The 15558-nt window shown below is 64.0% G+C and carries 11 protein-coding genes and 3 pseudogenes; 3 read left to right on the forward strand and 11 right to left on the reverse strand.

The features are described from left to right. Nucleotides 1-10: 10 nt before the first annotated feature. The 11 genes and pseudogenes from trxC to AC1RL5_RS19335 form a co-directional block, all read right to left on the reverse strand. Nucleotides 11-445 carry a thioredoxin TrxC gene (gene trxC / locus AC1RL5_RS19285; protein WP_072452070.1) on the reverse strand — a complete coding sequence of 145 codons (435 nt, stop codon included), beginning with the start codon at nt 443-445 and terminating at the stop codon, nt 11-13. 99 nt (nt 446-544) lie between these two features. Continuing rightward, on the reverse strand, nt 545-1495 hold the full coding sequence (locus AC1RL5_RS19290; RefSeq protein WP_239690691.1) for a hypothetical protein: 951 nt from the start codon (nt 1493-1495) through the stop codon (nt 545-547). Nucleotides 1496-1521: 26 nt separating this feature from the next. Further along, nucleotides 1522-2466, reverse strand: coding sequence for a hypothetical protein (locus tag AC1RL5_RS19295; RefSeq protein ID WP_072452068.1), 945 nt, complete (start codon nt 2464-2466; stop codon nt 1522-1524). Between the two features lie 82 nt (nt 2467-2548). Next, entirely contained in the window at nt 2549-2989 is a 441-nt protein-coding gene (locus tag AC1RL5_RS19300; protein ID WP_492589525.1) for an IgaA/UmoB family intracellular growth attenuator, read from the reverse strand. Nucleotides 2990-3163: 174 nt separating this feature from the next. Beyond that, entirely contained in the window at nt 3164-4627 is a 1464-nt protein-coding gene (selO, locus tag AC1RL5_RS19305; RefSeq protein WP_492589526.1) for a protein adenylyltransferase SelO, read from the reverse strand. A gap of 49 nt (nt 4628-4676) precedes the next feature. After that, nucleotides 4677-8030: a mechanosensitive channel MscK gene (gene mscK, locus AC1RL5_RS19310; RefSeq protein WP_011058860.1), complete on the reverse strand. Its 3354-nt coding sequence runs from the start codon at nt 8028-8030 to the stop codon at nt 4677-4679. Between the two features lie 62 nt (nt 8031-8092). Further along, nucleotides 8093-9835 carry a potassium/proton antiporter gene (locus tag AC1RL5_RS19315; RefSeq protein WP_011058861.1) on the reverse strand — a complete coding sequence of 581 codons (1743 nt, stop codon included), beginning with the start codon at nt 9833-9835 and terminating at the stop codon, nt 8093-8095. 176 nt (nt 9836-10011) lie between these two features. Continuing rightward, nucleotides 10012-10884, reverse strand: coding sequence for a methyl-accepting chemotaxis protein (locus tag AC1RL5_RS19320; RefSeq protein ID WP_370059463.1), 873 nt, complete (start codon nt 10882-10884; stop codon nt 10012-10014). 30 nt (nt 10885-10914) lie between these two features. After that, nucleotides 10915-11637: pseudogene (locus AC1RL5_RS19325) on the reverse strand (MCP four helix bundle domain-containing protein); the annotation flags it as partial. A 194-nt stretch (nt 11638-11831) separates the two neighbouring features. Next, nucleotides 11832-12704: a methyl-accepting chemotaxis protein gene (locus AC1RL5_RS19330; RefSeq protein ID WP_373366092.1), complete on the reverse strand. Its 873-nt coding sequence runs from the start codon at nt 12702-12704 to the stop codon at nt 11832-11834. Then, nucleotides 12687-13463 (reverse strand): annotated as a pseudogene (locus AC1RL5_RS19335) (MCP four helix bundle domain-containing protein); the annotation flags it as partial. The gene AC1RL5_RS19330 and the pseudogene AC1RL5_RS19335, both read right to left, overlap by 18 nt. Before the next feature lie 305 nt (nt 13464-13768). Between AC1RL5_RS19335 and AC1RL5_RS19340 the strand changes: the two are divergent. The 3 genes and pseudogenes from AC1RL5_RS19340 to AC1RL5_RS19350 form a co-directional block, all read left to right on the forward strand. Continuing rightward, nucleotides 13769-13999 carry a hypothetical protein gene (locus tag AC1RL5_RS19340; protein WP_015633896.1) on the forward strand — a complete coding sequence of 77 codons (231 nt, stop codon included), beginning with the start codon at nt 13769-13771 and terminating at the stop codon, nt 13997-13999. Continuing rightward, complete coding sequence (locus AC1RL5_RS19345) at nt 13996-14298, forward strand: cell division protein ZapA (protein ID WP_011058865.1); 303 nt, start codon at nt 13996-13998, stop codon at nt 14296-14298. Before AC1RL5_RS19340 ends, AC1RL5_RS19345 begins: the two co-directional genes overlap by 4 nt. A gap of 280 nt (nt 14299-14578) precedes the next feature. After that, nucleotides 14579-15487 (forward strand): annotated as a pseudogene (locus AC1RL5_RS19350) (cache domain-containing protein); the annotation flags it as partial. Nucleotides 15488-15558: the final 71 nt, after the last annotated feature.

The raw sequence follows: 15558 nt of genomic DNA on the forward strand, positions 1-15558 counted from the left end.
TGGCGCTGCGTCAAATCCCCTGGCTGCGCAGCCAGCTCAACAATTGCGGTAGTGGCAAGGCACCGCTTTGCCGGGCTACTTCCCGGCCGTTCTTGAACAGGATCAGGCTGGGAATCGAACGGATGCCCAATTGCGCCGACAACTGCGGGTTGGCCTCGCTGTCCAGCTTGGCCAGGCGGCACTTGCCACTGAGCTGTGCGGCGGCTTGCTGGAAGGTCGGTGCAAAGGATTTGCACGGCCCGCACCAGTCTGCCCACACATCCACCAGCAACGGCAGGTCGCCCTTGATCTGGCTGGCGTAGTCGCCCTGTTTCAAGTCAAAGGGTTTGCTCAGCAAGACCTCGGCCTTGCAGCGCCCGCACTTGGGGTGGTCCCCCAGGCGCTCGGCGGGAATGCGGTTGAGGCCGTTGCAGTGCGGGCAGGGGATCAGCAGTGGGTCGGACATGGTCGGGCTCCGCAAACAGGGTAGAGCGCCTTAGATGGCGGCGCCCGGGGGCAATATCAAGTCGCAGCGGTTGGCTTGGAGCCGTTGCGGCTCCAGGGCTCATGCGCTGGGCGGGGCCAGTTCGACGCTGACCAGGCGGTCCATGGAGCGGCCGATGTAGAAGGTAAAGGGCCGCCCCAGCGCCATGGCCATGCCCTCGCACCTGCCCATGAAGCCGATGTGTTGCAACGGGGAAATCTCCCCGTCCTCGTGGTACTGCAGGCCCAGGGAGCCGACGCTGAAGCCGAGGCGGTCGGCCCGGCGGTCCGCTCGCGTGCCCCAGGAGGTCTTGATCGCGGACAGCTGGATGCGGTTGTCGAACAGCATCTGGTTGAGCGTGGGGTTGGCGAAAGTGATGTTGCCGAACAAGTATTGCGCCGGTTCGCGCTTGCCGTCTTTCCACTCCAGATACAGGTTGTAATCCCCTGTGCCGCTACCGGCCTTGCTGCCCATCTGGCTGAACGGCATGCCCGGCGCCTGGAGGGTGGCCTGGTATTGGCAGAACGCCTCGTTGGGCGTTCCGGTGGCCGCGAGCTTGCCGCTGATCAACTCCTCCATCGAGTAATGAAACAGCACGTCGGCGTATTTCACCGGCTCCAGCGCCAGGGAGAAGCGTCGCGGCAAGGCCATGGCCCTTTTGCGGTACTCGGGGGTGGTGTATCTCCCGGTTTGCGGGGCGATCTCCAGAACGGCTTCGAAGGTGCCGGCTGCGCGTGCCTCGACAATTTCGCTGAACAGCGCTTGCAGGCGCTGGCGCTGGGGTTCGGGCACGCTGCTGTCCAGGCTGATATGCAGGGTCTTGTCGTCCTTGCGGTCCATTTCCAGGCCGATGGCGTCGGGTTCGATGCCGATCCCGGCGGCCATCTGAGTGATGGCCTCTGCGAAGTACGGCACTATCCGGGCCTGCTGGGGGTTGCCCACTTCTTCCTGGAAATGCAGGGTGAGGTAGGTCTGCTTGCAGCCGGTCAGCAGCATCAGCAACAGGGCGGCAGTGGAGAGACGTCGGTTCAATGGAAATCCTCGTCGCATAGTGGCTGTTAGCGGTAGTCGACGCTGGTCAGGCGATCCAGGGTCCGGCCCATGTGAAAGGTGAACGGCCGGCCCAGGGTCTGCATCTTCTGGTCGCACAGCGCTTGCAGCTCGTCCTTGCGGGTGTCGAAGGCCAGGGCCGAGGTCAGGGTCTGGACGCCGATGGAGCCGATGACGATGGCGAATTCGTCAAGGGGCACCGGGGCGGGCCGGGTGATCTTCGAGCTGGATGGCCAGGCCTGGACGGTTTTGTGCTGCAGGAGCCGGTTCAGGTCCGGGTCATCGAAATGCACCTTGAGTGGCACCTTGGCAATGCTGCCGCCGCGGGTCAGCAAGGAGATCAGGCCGCGCTCGCTGTTGTCCTGCTCAAGGGCTTCGTAGGCGATCAGTTTCAAGGGCCTGGGCATGGCCAGGCGCGCGGTGATCTTGCAACTGACCGGGCCTTCGATTTCGCTCGCGTTGACGATGGCCTGCATGCTGTCTTCATAGCTGCGGTCCAGCAGCATGCCGAACTCCGGCTCGAACGCCAGGGTGGCGTCGATGTTGTCCGGCAGGTCGCTGGTGCCGGAAGGGGTGACCTTGGCATGGGCGTTGTCCAGCTCCAGGCGCAGGTTCATCGAGCTGGCATTTCGCGCGCTGACGACCTGTTCGAGGATGGCCTTGAGGCTGCCCCGTTGTTCCGGGCTCAGGGAGTAGTCCACCAGGCGCAGGTGAATGACCTTGTCGTCCTCCTTGTCCCGCTCCAGGGCGATGGCATCCGGGTCCAGGCCCTGGGCGCCGAGCGCGGTGTAAATGCTGTGTTTGTACGCCTCGTGCACCAACTGGTCGGAGTATTGCGGGCCGGCCTTGGGGTCGGAGCGCACCGACTCCTGGAAGTGCAGGGTGGCGAAGTCTTCCTTGCACCCGGCCAGCGACAGCAGGAGGGGCAACAGCAGCAGGTAGCGACGTTTCATGGCGGACTCTTGCAGGGCAGCGATGGTGGCAGGGCTCGGGGCATGGGCGAGCGGTGAAGGTGGCAGCCAGGCCGCCAGTGCGTCATTGGGCCAGGCGATGCCCGTTGAGGCCGATAACCACGGCGAACTTCTTGGCGATCACCACTTCGGCCTGGTTGTTGTCGGCCAGGAAGCTTTCCATCGGGAAGGGAAATTCCACGGGAATACCGGCGATCGACATATGTTTCACCGACTGGACCTGCAGTTCCAGCCCGTCGCTCGCGGTGCCGCCGCTAATCAGATAGACGCTGTCGCTGATCGGCTTGTAGGACATGCCGCCGCTGCCCTGGATGCGTTGCAGGCTGGCGGTCTGTTTGGCCAGCTCGTCCAGTTCGGCCTGGGTAATGCTGCGGTGCGCCTTACCGTGCAGGTGCAGGTCCTGCAGGTTCATGCGGTACTTGGCGCGGCGGCTCAGGTAGATGACAACCGACACCAGGCTGAAGACGGTCAGGGCGAGGGTGGCCAGGGTGAAGAACAGGCTCATGTGCATCCTTGCAGGTACTGGAAATCAGGGCGCGCATTATCCCTGTCCGTCAGTGGCGGGTCCATGCGCAATCCCAGGTTGAGCCAGTGCTGGACGGCAAGCGCCTGCTCAACCTGCGGCAGGTCCGCAGGTTGGCCTAGGGCTTGAAGGTATCGATGGACAGCTTCGCCCGACTCAGGACGAACAGCTGATTTCCAGGTGCTTGCCCCACTCCGGCGGGCGTTCGGCGTAGCTGTCCATGCCGGGCTGTTCCTCGAAAGGCCGGCTCAGCACCTGATGCAGGCGGCGCACTTCGCTGTAGTCCCCGGCTTCTGCGGCGTCGATGGCTTTCTGCGCCAAATAGTTGCGCAGGATGTACAGCGGGTTGACCGCGTGCATGCGCTCGCGGCGCAGGTCCTGGCCCTGGATCGGATCGCGGGCGACCCGTTCCCGGTACAGCTCGGCCCAGGCGTCGAAGCCGTTGCGGTCGACGAAGTCGTCCCGCAGCCGTGCCAGCGCCTGCTCCGGGGCGTGCTCCCCCAGCCGGCGGAAGAACAGGCTGTAGTCGACGCCGCTGTTCTGCATCAGTTGCAGCAGGCGTTCCACCAGCTGCTGGTCGTCGTCCTCGGCCTGGGTGAAGCCCAGGCGCCGGCGCATCAGGTCCAGGTAGTGGGCCTGGTACAGCGGCAGGAACAGGCCCAGGCTTTCGCGCAGCGCCTCGACACTGATGAACGGCGTCAGGGCCTGGGCCAGGGCGCTGAGGTTCCACTGGCCGATGGGTACCTGGTTGCTGAAGGAGTAGCGCCCCTGATCGTCCGAGTGGTTGCAGATGAAGTGGGCGTCGAAATCGTCGAGGAAGGCGAAGGGGCCGAAGTCGAAGGTGATGCCCAGGATCGACATGTTGTCGGTGTTCATCACCCCGTGGCAGAAACCGTAGGCCTGCCATTTGGCAATCAGCTCGGCATTGCGCTCGACGATCTCGCGGAACATCGCCAGGTAGGGTTCAGGCAGCTCTTGGCACTCGGGGAAATGCAGGGCCAGCACATGCTCCCCCAACTGCTTCTGCTGCTCGGGTTTCTTGGTGTAGTAGAAATACTCGAAATGGCCGAAGCGGATATGGCTCGGCGCCAGGCGCAGGACCATGGCCCCGCGCTCCTGCTTCTCGCGCCAGACCGGAGTGTCCGAGCCGATCACGCACAGTGCGCGGCTGCTGGGAATGCCCAGGGCATGCAGGGCCTCGGAGGCAAGGAATTCGCGGATCGACGAGCGCAGCACCGCGCGGCCATCGCCCATGCGCGAATAGGGCGTCTGGCCGGCGCCCTTCAGGTGCAGGTCCCAGTGTTCTCCCGCCTGGTTGTAGACCTCGCCCAGCAGCAGCCCACGGCCGTCCCCCAATTGCGGGTTGTAGGAGCCGAACTGATGCCCGGAATAGACCATCGCCCGGGGCTCGGCCTCGGCCCACAGCTTGTGCCCGCCGAACAGTTCGGCGAACACCGGGGTTTCGGCCACGGCCGGGTCCAGGTCCAGCAGCGCCATGGCGCCAGGGCTGGCGGCCACCAGCCGCGGGTTGTCGAGGGGTTCGGGCAGTACGTGGGTCGAGAAGGCGTCGCCCAGGCGGGCGAAGCGGTTGTCGAAGATCAGTTCGTCGAGGGCTTTCAACGGCCATCTCCCAGCAGAATGTCCGAGTATTCTGCTGGGGAAAGAGGCCTTAGTCGAGTTTGCTGGCCGGCGGTTCCTGCAGCGGCTTGCCCTCGGCCACCGGGACTATGGTCTTGGCCTCGGGTTCGATGGGCACCATCTTGTATTCCTGGCCGTGGAGGTTCTTCAGGTAGACCTCCATCTGCCGGAACGAGATGTTGATGTGCTGTTTCTTGAACTCGCGGTTGATGAAGCGGTTGACCTCGTCGACCACCGGGTTGCGGTCCCCCAGCTCGCGCACGTGCATGCGCAGCTCATGGTCCAGGGTGCTTTCACCGAAGTTCAGGAAGTACACATGGGGTTCCGGCTCCTTGAGTACCCGCGGGTTCTCCCGGGCAGCCTTGAGCAGCAGTTCCTTGACCAGGTCCAGGTCCGAACCGTAGTCGACACCGAGCTTGAGGGTCACCCGGGTGATGGTGTCGGTCAGCGACCAGTTGATCAACTGCCCGGTGATGAAGGTCTGGTTGGGGACGATGATGTCCTTGCGGTCGAAGTCGGTGATGGTGGTGGCGCGGATGCGGATCTTGCTCACGGTGCCCGACAGGTTGCCGATGGTGATGGTGTCGCCGATCCGTACCGGGCGCTCGAACAGGATGATGATGCCGGAGATGAAGTTGGCGAAGATCGCCTGCATGCCGAAGCCCAGGCCCACGGACAAGGCGGCCACCAGCCATTGCAGCTTGTCCCAGCTGACCCCCAGGGTCGACAGGGTGGCGACGAAACCTATCCCGGCGATGGCGTAGGACAGCAGGGTGGTGGTGGCATAGGCGCTGCCCTGGGCCAGGTCCAGCTTGGACAGCACCAGTACCTCCAGCAGGCCAGGCAGGTTGCGCGCGAGGGCGAAGGTGATGCCGACGATGATCAGCGCGCCGATGACGTCGCCGATGCTGATGGGCACCATGCTCATGTTGGCGCCGGTGCCGCTGGTGTATTCGTAGAGGGTGACATTGTCCAGGTAGGAGAACACCGTGATCAGGTCCGCCCATACCCAGTACAGCGCCGCCATGAAGCCGCCCAGCAGGGCCAGGCGGATCAGGCGCAGGGATTGCTCGTTGACCTTCTCGATATCCAGGGTCGGCTCTTCCACCACCGCCTCGCCGCTTTCCCCGGCTTCCTTGGCGGCCTGGCGCTTGCTCAGCGCGCGCTGGTAGGCCAGGCGCCGGGCCGCCACGCTCAGGCCGCGGACGAAGGTGGCCTCGATCACCAGCCAGAACATCAGCAGGTACAGGGTGTTGATCAGCCGGTCGCTGAGTTTCAGGGCGGTGTAGTAGTAGCCGAAGCACACGGCGATGAACAGGGCGATCGGCAGCAGGGTGAAGAGCACGCCCACGGCCTTGCGGAACAGCGAGGTGTTCTGGTGGGTCGGGCTGCTCAGCAGCAGGCGGCTCAGCAGCCAGGCCATCAGTGCATAGCAGGTCAGCACCACGGCGATGCCCAGCACGTCCTCGGCCAGGGCCGCGGGTTGGTGCTCGGCCACCGCCACCACGGCCACCAGTGCCAGGACCACCAGCCCCAGGCGGCGGACCCAGCCCTGGAGGAATTCCACCTGGGGTTTTTCCCAGCGGAAATGCAGTTCCGCCACGCCGCCGGGGGCGAGGATCCGATAGGCGGTATAGAACACCAGCCAGGCCTGGGCGATCTGCAGCAGCGCGGCGCCGAGGTTGGCGTTCTGCCCACGGGCGTCGATCTGCAGGGCGTAGCCGCACAGGGCCAGGACCAGGGTCACCGGCATCGCCAGGAGGATGTTCACCAGGATCGCCAGCGGTGTGTGCCACTGGCTGTCGCGTTTGAAATGACCGATGTCCTTGTGCACCTTGTTCAGGCGCGCATACAGGGCCTTGCGCCGCCACAGCAGGGCGCCGAACAGCAGCGCCAGGGGCAGGAACAGCAGTGGCCGCTGGGCCAGGCCGTCAGTCAGTTCGCTGAGGCTGGAGGCCCAGGGCAGGGTAGTGACCTGGCGCTCCAGGCGCACGGGGACGCTTTGCAGCCACTCGGCGTCCAGCGGCTTGTTGCTGGGGATCCAGAACATCTGCTCGTCGAGGGTCGCTCGCAGGCTCTGGGAAGTGCTGAGCAGTTGCTTCTGGTTCAACTGCAGGGTGATGGATTCATTGAGCAGCGCGCTCAGCTCGCGGTTCAGGCGCTCCAGCAGGTCGGCGCGGGTGATGGCGAGATCGATCAGGGTCCGGCGCAGTTGTGGCGTGACCTGTTCCGGGGGTTGGTTCTTGAGCAGGTTGTCGACGTAGGTGCTGGGGCTGCCCAGCAGCTCGCGCTGTTGATTGACTTCGAACTGATAGAGGCGGATGTCGGCGATTTCGTCCGCCAGGTCGCGGTCCAGTTTCAGGCGCGGCAGGGCCTGCTTCTGTTTATAGAGGATCTTCGACAGCAGCAGGCTGCCCTTGAGCACGTTGATCTGCTCGTCCAGGGCCGCATCGCTCTGGGTCACGCTGTCCAGCTGCTGCTTGGTCAGCAGGTTCTGCTGGGTCAGTTCGTTGAGGCGGTCGGTGCTTTTGAGCAGGTAGTCGGAGAGCCTGAGGTTGCTGGCGCTCTCGGTGGCCAGCAGGCTGCTGCTCCCGGCCTTCTGCGCCTCGATGGACTGCTGGGTCACGGTTTCCTGGGACTGGGCCAGGCGCTTCTGGTTGATCAGGGTCTGCAGGTCCTGGATTTCCTGCTCCAGGCGCGCGGTCTTTTCCATCAGCAGGTCATGCTGGCTACTGCCCAGATCCTGCAATTGGCTGTTGCCGGCCAGTTCCTGGCGGCGCAGGGGGATCAGCGCGTTGATCGCTGCCAGCTCGGCGTTGAGCAGGTTGCGCTGGTCGGCGCTGAGCAGCTTGCCGCCGTCCTTGCCGGATTTGAGTGCGGCGTTGATCTGCAGGATGCGCGTCTGGCTGCTGCTGATCTCCGCCTGGGCGCGCTCGGGGCGGGTCTGGGCGGTAATGTCCAGGGTATTGGCGTCGGCCAGGGCCTTTTGCAGGTCGCCCTGCAGGCTGGTGCGCTCGGTCAGCAGCTGTTCGAGCTGCGATACCGGCAATGAGCCGTAGCGCTGGATCACCGGGACCACTTTGCTGGCTTTCAGGCGGGCCAGTTCGCGCTGGTTTTCCGATGTCTGGCGCGGGGCATTGCTCAATTGCTGCTTGAGATCGCTCAGGCGCTGCTCATAGTTCTGCTTGTTGGCCAGCTGGTTCAGGGTGTTCTGCAGCAGGGTCTGCAGGGCCTTCTGGTCGGCCTCCGGCAGTTTGCGCTCGGCGATCTTGTCCAGGCTCTGCTGGACCGCCTCGGCGCTGGGCGGGTCACCGCCCTGTACCGCGCCGACAGAGAGGCTCAGGCCCAGCAGGGCAACAGCGAAAAATTTACGCAGGATAGGCATAGAGGTCGGTCAAGCAAGTAGGAATAGGGGGCGCCATGCCGGGGGCTGACGCGTTCCGCAGTTTAGAGGAAGAGTCCGGGGCCGGGGCGACTTCCTTCGGGGAATCTGACGCCGACCTTGCCGATCTTGTTCCCGTCCATCACGGCCACGGTCCAGATGGTGTTGTTCCATTCCACCTGGTCGCCGACCACCGGTGCACCACCGACCTTCTGGGCGATGAAGGCGCCCAGCGGCATGTCTGCGTCCTGGCCGTCGAGCTTGAGCCCGTAGAGCGCCGAGACCGCGCCCAGCTGGGCATCGCCCTCGAGCACGAAGTCACCGAAGAAGCGCAGGTCCAGGCCGCGTTCCGGAGCCTGGCTGAAGAGTTTGCCCAAGGCCGGGAGGTTGTGTTCATGGCCGATCACGCACAGCAGATCGTCGGCTTCGAGCACCGTACTACCCGACGGATGGAGCAGTTGCTGGCCACGAAACAGTGCGGCGATGCGCGTGCCCTCGGGCATTTTCAGCTCCCGCAGGGCGGCGCCGATGCACCATTTCTCCGCCCCCAGGCGGTAGACGAACAGCTCCCACTCGCTGGTGACGTGGACTTCCAGGGCCGCCCGGGAGATCGGTGCCGGCTCCGGTGGAACCGTCACCTTCAGCCACTTGGCCACCCACGGCAGGCTGGTGCCCTGCACCAGCAGCGAGATCAGGACGATGAAGAACGCCAGGTTGAAGTACAGCTGGGCATTGGGCAGCCCGGCCATCAGCGGGAACACCGCGAGAATGATCGGTACCGCACCGCGCAGCCCGACCCAGGAAATGAAGGCCTTTTCCCGGCCATGGAAGGCCTTGAACGGCGCCAGGCCCACCAGCACCGACAGCGGTCGGGCGAACAGGATCATCCACAGTGCCAGGCCCAGGGCCGGCAGGGCGATGGGCAGCAGGTCGTGGGGGGTGACCAGCAGCCCCAGCACCAGGAACATGCCGATCTGTGCCAGCCAGGCCATGCCGTCGAGCATGTGCAGGATGCCGTGGCGGCTGCGTACCGGGCGGTTGCCGATCACCAGGCCGCACAGGTACACGGCGAGGAAGCCGCTGCCGTGCAGGGCGTTGGTCAGGGCGAACACCACCAGGCCGCCGGCCACCACCAGGATCGGGTACAGACCGGTGGCCAGGTGGATGCGGTTGACCAGTTGCAACATCAGCCAACCACCGCCCAGGCCGATCACCGCGCCGATGCCGAACTCGCGGATCAGGTCCGTCAGCAGGCTCCAGTGCAGGCCGGTGTGGCCGCTGGCGAGCATGTCGATCAGGGTCACGGTGAGGAACACCGCCATCGGGTCGTTGCTGCCGGATTCGATCTCCAGGCTGGCGGTGACCCGCTCGTTGAGGCCCTTGCCCCCCAGCAGCGAGAACACCGCGGCGGCGTCGGTGGAGCCGACGATGGCGCCGATCAGCAGGCCCTGGATCAGGTTGAGGTCGAACAGCCAGGCGGCTGCCATGCCGGTCAGGCCAGTGGTGATCAGCACCCCCACCGTGGCCAGGGACAGCGCCGGCCACAGGGCCACGCGGAAACTCGCGACCCGGGTACGCAGGCCGCCGTCCAGCAGGATCACGGCCAGGGCCAGGTTGCCCACCAGGTAGGCGGTCGGGTAGTTGTCGAAGATGATGCCGCCGCCGTCCACCCCGGCGGTCATGCCCACGGCCAGGATGATCACCAGGATCGGGATGCCCAGGCGCGATGAAAGTGAACTCACCAGAATGCTCGCACCTACCAGCAACGCGCCGATCAAGAACAGGCTGTTGATGGTCGTCGCATTCAAAGGCAGTACTCCAGGGCGAAAAAGGCGGGCGCAGGCTGACCATGCAGTCTGCGTGCCAGCGATTCTAACCTGTTGAAATACGCCACTGTCAAAAAGCTTTTGGCGACAGTGGCGGATTCCCCAGGTGCGAATTCCGGCGCCGTTTTACCGGCGCCATCCAGGGCTGGCGGGGTGTTTCAGAGGCGGAAGCGGGCAACCATGCCGTTGAGGTCCACGGCCAGGCGCGACAGCTCGTTGCTGGCTGCACTGGTCTGGTTGGCACCGGTGGAGGACTGCACCGACAAGTCGCGGATGTTCACCAGGTTGCGGTCCACTTCCCGGGCCACCTGGGCCTGTTCTTCAGCGGCGCTGGCGATCACCAGGTTGCGTTCGTTGATCTCGATGATGGCGCTGTTGATGGTGTCCAGGGACAGGCCGGCACCCCGGGCGATATTCAGGGTCGATTCGGCGCGTTCGGTGCTGTTGCGCATGGAATCCACGGCGTGCTCGGTGCCGCTCTGGATGCTGCCGATCATGCGTTCGATTTCGCTGGTGGACTGCTGGGTGCGGTGGGCCAGGGCGCGGACTTCGTCGGCGACCACGGCAAAACCGCGACCGGCCTCACCGGCACGGGCGGCCTCGATGGCGGCATTGAGGGCCAGCAGGTTGGTCTGGTCGGCCAGGCCGCGAATCACGTCCAGTACCTTGCCGATGTCCCGGGACTCGTTGGCCAGGTCGCCGATCAGGCTGGCGGTGCCCTGCACATCGGAACTCATGCGCTCGATGGCCGATACGGTTTCCTGCACCAGGTCGCGGCCGTCGCCGGCGGAGGCGGTGGCATTCTTCGAGGCTTCGGAGGTGCTCACCGCATTGCGCGCCACTTCTTCCACGGCGCTGGTCATTTCATTGACCGCGGTGGCGGCCTGTTCGATCTCGTTGTTCTGCTGGGTCAGGCCGCGGGCGCTTTCCTCGGTGACGCTGTTGAGCTCTTCAGCCGCCGAAGCCAACTGGGTGGCGGAACCGGAGATGCGCTGCAGGGTGTCGCGCAGTTTTTCCTGCATCTTGGCCATGGCCTGCAACAGGCGCCCGGCCTCGTCACTGCCATCGACCTTGATCGGCCGGGTCAGGTTGCCCTCGGCGATTTCCTCGGCGGCGCCCAGGGCGTTGGCGATGGGCTGGGTGATGCTGCGGGTCAGCAGCCAGGCGAAGAGGAAGGTCAGGCCAGTAGCCAGCACCAGCAGCGCCACCACCAGGTTGAAGGCCGAGGAGTACTGCTCGGCGGCTTGCTGGTTGGTGTCCACGGTCTGCTGGGTGTTGATCTCCAGCAAGCGGTTGAGCACGGTGTTCATGGCTTCGGAGTTGTTCAGCAGTTCGGTGTTGAGCAAGTTGCGCAGCTCATCCACCTGATTGTTGCGCGACAGGCTCTTCATCCGCTCTTCGATCTGCCGGTACTGGCCCAGCAGTTGGAGGTACTGCTCGTAGGCGGATTTTTCTTCCGGGCTGGTGATGAATTTTTCGTAGATGACCTGGGCGGCGCGGATCTGCTGGTTGCGCATTTCCAGCAGTTCGATGGTCTTTTGCTGCACGTCCGGCTCACGGTTCACCAGCAAGCGGTAGGACAGCACCCGCAGGCGCAGGGTTAGCTGGGTGAATTCGTCGAGGCTCTTGATGCTTGGCACGCTGCTCGACGTGATGTCTTCGGCGGCGCCGCGGATCTTGCTCATCTGGTTCAAGGCGAACACCCCGAGGATCAGCATCAAGCCGCCGATCATGGCGAAGCCGAGGAAGGCCCGCGGAGCGATATTCATATTACGAAGGGACATGGTAGGTACCAAAAAGGGCGCATCCGTGCGGGGCTTGAGACTGACTCTACCGTGACTTATCGGTCGTACGACTAAAGTCTTGAGTCTCGCCGTGGATTAAGCCTGTCCGGTACCTGTCTGCTGGGGTGCCTTGAACGCCACCCTCACCAGCCCCCACCGCTCAACGGCGGGAGCTGGAGCAGGGCGCAAGGGCTTCAGAGCTTGAATCGGGTGACCAGGTTGCTCAGGTCGACCGCCAGGCGTGACAGCTCGTTGCTGGCGGCCTGGGTCTGGTTGGCGCCGGTGGTGGACTGTACCGACAGGTCGCGGATGTTCACCAGGTTGCGGTCCACTTCACGGGCCACCTGGGCCTGTTCTTCAGCGGCGCTGGCAATCACCAGGTTGCGTTCGTTGATTTCGCTGATGGCGCTGTTGATGGTGTCCAGGGACTGGCCGGCCCCCCGGGCGATGCTCAGGGTCGATTCGGCGCGTTCGGTGCTGTTGCGCATGGAGTCCACGGCGTGCTCGGTGCCGCTCTGGATGCTGCCGATCATGCGTTCGATTTCGCTGGTGGACTGCTGGGTGCGGTGGGCCAGGGCGCGGACTTCGTCGGCGACCACGGCAAAACCGCGACCGGCCTCACCGGCCCGGGCAGCCTCGATGGCGGCATTGAGGGCCAGCAGGTTGGTCTGGTCGGCCAGGCCGCGAATCACGTCCAGCACCTTGCCGATGTCCCGGGACTCGTTGGCCAGGTCGCCGATCAGGCTGGCGGTGCCTTGCACGTCGGAGCTCATGCGCTCGATGGCCGACACGGTTTCGCGCACCAGGTCGCGGCCGTCGCCGGCGGAAGTGGTGGCGCTCTTCGAGGCTTCGGAGGTGCTCACCGCATTGCGCGCCACTTCTTCCACGGCGCTGGTCATTTCATTAACCGCGGTGGCGGCCTGTTCGATCTCGTTGTTCTGCTGGGTCAGGCCGCGGGCGCCTTCCTCGGTGACGCTGTTGAGCTCTTCGGCCGCCGACGCCAACTGATGGGCGGAGCCGGAAATACTCTGCAGGGTGTCGCGCAGCTTTTCCTGCATCGTGACCATGGCTTGCAGCAGGCGCCCGGCTTCGTCGCTGCCATCGACCGTGATGGGGCGGGTCAGGTTGCCTTCGGCGATCTCTTCGGCGGCCCTCAGGGCATTGGCGATGGGCTGGGTGATGCTGCGGATCAGGCGCCAGGCGAACAGCAGGGTCAGGGCGCTGGCCAGCACCAGCAGCCCCACCACCAGATTGAAGGCTCTGCGGTACTGAGCGGCAGCATCATCGTCGGCGACGGTGGCGTAATGGCTGTTGATCTCCACCAGTTGGTTGAGGACCGCGTTGATCTTTTCGGCGCTGTCCATCAGGTCGGTATTGAGCAGTTGTTGCATGGCCTCAAGCTGGTTGTTGTGCGACAGCTCGATCAGTTGGCTCTCCAACTGCCGGTGGTGGCTCAGCAGCGTGCCGTATTGCTCGTAGGCAAGGCGCTCCTCGGGGCTGCTGATGAGCTTCAGGTACTGGGCCCGGGCTTCTTCGATCTTCTGGTTGCGCTGGTCGATGGCATCCAAGGTCTGCTGCTGGGCCTGGGGTTCGCGGTTGAGCAGCAGTCGGTAGGCCTGGACCCGTTGGCGCAGGCTGAGCTGGGTGAACTCATCGACGCTCTTGATGCTCGGGATGGTGTCCTGGCTCATGCGCTCGGTGGCTGAGCGGATCTTGCCCATCTGATTCAGGGCGAACACCCCGAGAAACAGCATCAGGCAGCCGATCAGGGCAAATCCGAGGAAGGCCCTCGGGGCAATATTCAGGGAGCGCAGGGACATGGACATTACCTCGGGTGAGCGCTTTATTGCGCTGGCAGGATCAGGGACGTACCTGTCTATCGCGTTGAACAATGGCTTCTTGAACCGGCGGATGCAGTTTCAGAAATTTCTTATGCGTAACTGGGAAAGTTCATAAAAGTCCGAGACTCCGACGAGGCGTCAGGAACCGGAGCGCAGAATGACAGTCTCTAACAGCTCTCGCGGAAGGGTCATCGCCAGTAAAATCAAGGCTTTGCGCCTGGATAACCCTGGCATCCAGGGTGACTTTTCTTTATCGTACGCGCCCTTTGCAAAAAGCCCGGAAGATCAAAATGTTGGAAGCATCCCTCAGCCAATTGGAACAGCTGGTCAGCGACCTGGTGGTACAGAACCAGGAACTGCTCGGTACGAACGCAGCCCTCAAGGAACAACTGGACCAGGCCAAGGATGAAAACGAAAGCCTGCAACTGAGCCTGATGGAGCAGGAAGAAAAGCAAGGCGCCACCGCTGCCCGCATCCAGGCGCTGGTTGAGCGTGTCAGCGCGAGCCCGGCCAATCCATGAGACATCACATCGATGGAGTGAAGGTCGTTTCGATCCTGGGGGAGGATTACTCGATCAAGGCGCCGGCCGGGGAAGAACAGACCCTGATGGACGCTGCGCTGATGCTCAAGGCGGCCCTGGCCGACACCAAGAAGAAGTACCCGACGCTGATCGGCGAGCGCCTGCTGGTGCTGGCGGCGATGAACCTGTGCTCGCAGCAGATCGAGATGCAGAAGCGCCACGCCCAGGAACTGGAGCGCTATCAGGAGCAAGTGAGCGCCACCGTCGAGGTCATCGCCAAGACCATTCAACAGAACTGACGGAACTGCACACAGCCGCAGGGTTATAGGTTGGACAAACATAACTAATGTTTGTATACAACCTTCCGCGGCTGGCGCGACATTTCAGCCTCTTATACCAATAAGAAAGAGGTGTTCCATGCAATTCTGGCGACGCAGTATTCAATGGCAACTGGTCCTCAGCATGGGCTCGGCCCTGCTGGTCAGCCTGCTGGTGGTGGTGGCGGTCTACACCGTGGTGATCAACCACCTGACCCAGAACTACCTGGTGGACAAGGCGCTGCCTTCGAGCATCGAAGCCATGCGCAACGATATCGAACGCATCCTCGCCCAGCCGCTGACGGTCGCCCGGGACATTGCCAGCAACGGCATGCTGCGCGATTGGCTGGCAGGCGGCGAGGATCCGGCCCAGGCCCAGGTGTTCGTCGACTACCTGGAAGGCATCCGCGCCGAAAACCAGGCCTTCACCACCTTGATGGTGGGCACCGCGACCAACCACTACTACAACGAGAAGGGGCTGGATCGCACCCTCAGCCGTTCCAATCCGAAGGACGCCTGGTTCTACAGCTTCATCGATAGCGACAAGCCGCGGCTGCTCAACATCGACACCGATGTGGCCACCGGCGAGTTGGCGATGTTCATCGACATGCGGGTCAAGAAGGACGGCAAGCTGGTGGGGGTGGCCGGGCTCGGGCTGAAGATGCAGGCGCTGTCGCAACTGATCCATGACTTCAGTTTCGGCGAGCACGGCAAGGTCTATCTGGTGCGCGCCGACGGCTTGATCCAGGTTCACCCTGAGGCGCAGTTCAGTGGCAAGCGGCACCTGTCCGAGCAGATCGGCGAATCGGCCGCCCAGGCGGTCATGGGGCACGAGGGGCTGGCCAGCAGCCGGTTCGTGCGCGACGGCGAAGACTTTGTGGCCCTGAGCCTGCCACTGCGGGGCATGGGGTGGTCGCTGGTGGCCGAGGTGCCCGAAGCGCAGATCTACGCCGATGCCCGGCAAACCTTGTGGCTGACCACCGGTATCGGCCTGGCTATCGCCCTGGTCTGCCTGTTGCTGGTGATCTGGCTGGCTCGCGGCCTGGTGCGGCCGGTGCGCCAGGTGACCGCCGGGCTGGTAGCCATCGGCAGCGGTGGTGGCGACCTGACCCTGCGCCTGGATGCCAGCCGGGCCGACGAGCTGGGGGACCTGGCCCGGGGTTTCAATCGTTTTCTCGACAGCCAGCACGGCATGATCGGCGAAGTGCTGGCCACCACCGAGCGTCTGCGCTCATCCGTGGG

The organism is Pseudomonas sp. GW822-FHT06D10 (assembly GCF_058799535.1).

Bases quoted from the DNA above. Each gene is read 5' to 3' on its own strand.
- AC1RL5_RS19330 (WP_373366092.1), bottom strand. From the start codon at position 12,704: ATGGTCACGATGCAGGAAAAGCTGCGCGACACCCTGCAGAGTATTTCC.
- AC1RL5_RS19340 (WP_015633896.1), top strand. From the start codon at position 13,769: ATGTTGGAAGCATCCCTCAGCCAATTGGAACAGCTGGTCAGCGACCTG.
- mscK (WP_011058860.1), bottom strand. From the start codon at position 8,030: ATGCCTATCCTGCGTAAATTTTTCGCTGTTGCCCTGCTGGGCCTGAGC.
- AC1RL5_RS19300 (WP_492589525.1), bottom strand. From the start codon at position 2,989: ATGAGCCTGTTCTTCACCCTGGCCACCCTCGCCCTGACCGTCTTCAGC.
- AC1RL5_RS19295 (WP_072452068.1), bottom strand. From the start codon at position 2,466: ATGAAACGTCGCTACCTGCTGCTGTTGCCCCTCCTGCTGTCGCTGGCC.
- AC1RL5_RS19320 (WP_370059463.1), bottom strand. From the start codon at position 10,884: ATGGCCAAGATGCAGGAAAAACTGCGCGACACCCTGCAGCGCATCTCC.
- trxC (WP_072452070.1), bottom strand. From the start codon at position 445: ATGTCCGACCCACTGCTGATCCCCTGCCCGCACTGCAACGGCCTCAAC.
- AC1RL5_RS19345 (WP_011058865.1), top strand. From the start codon at position 13,996: ATGAGACATCACATCGATGGAGTGAAGGTCGTTTCGATCCTGGGGGAG.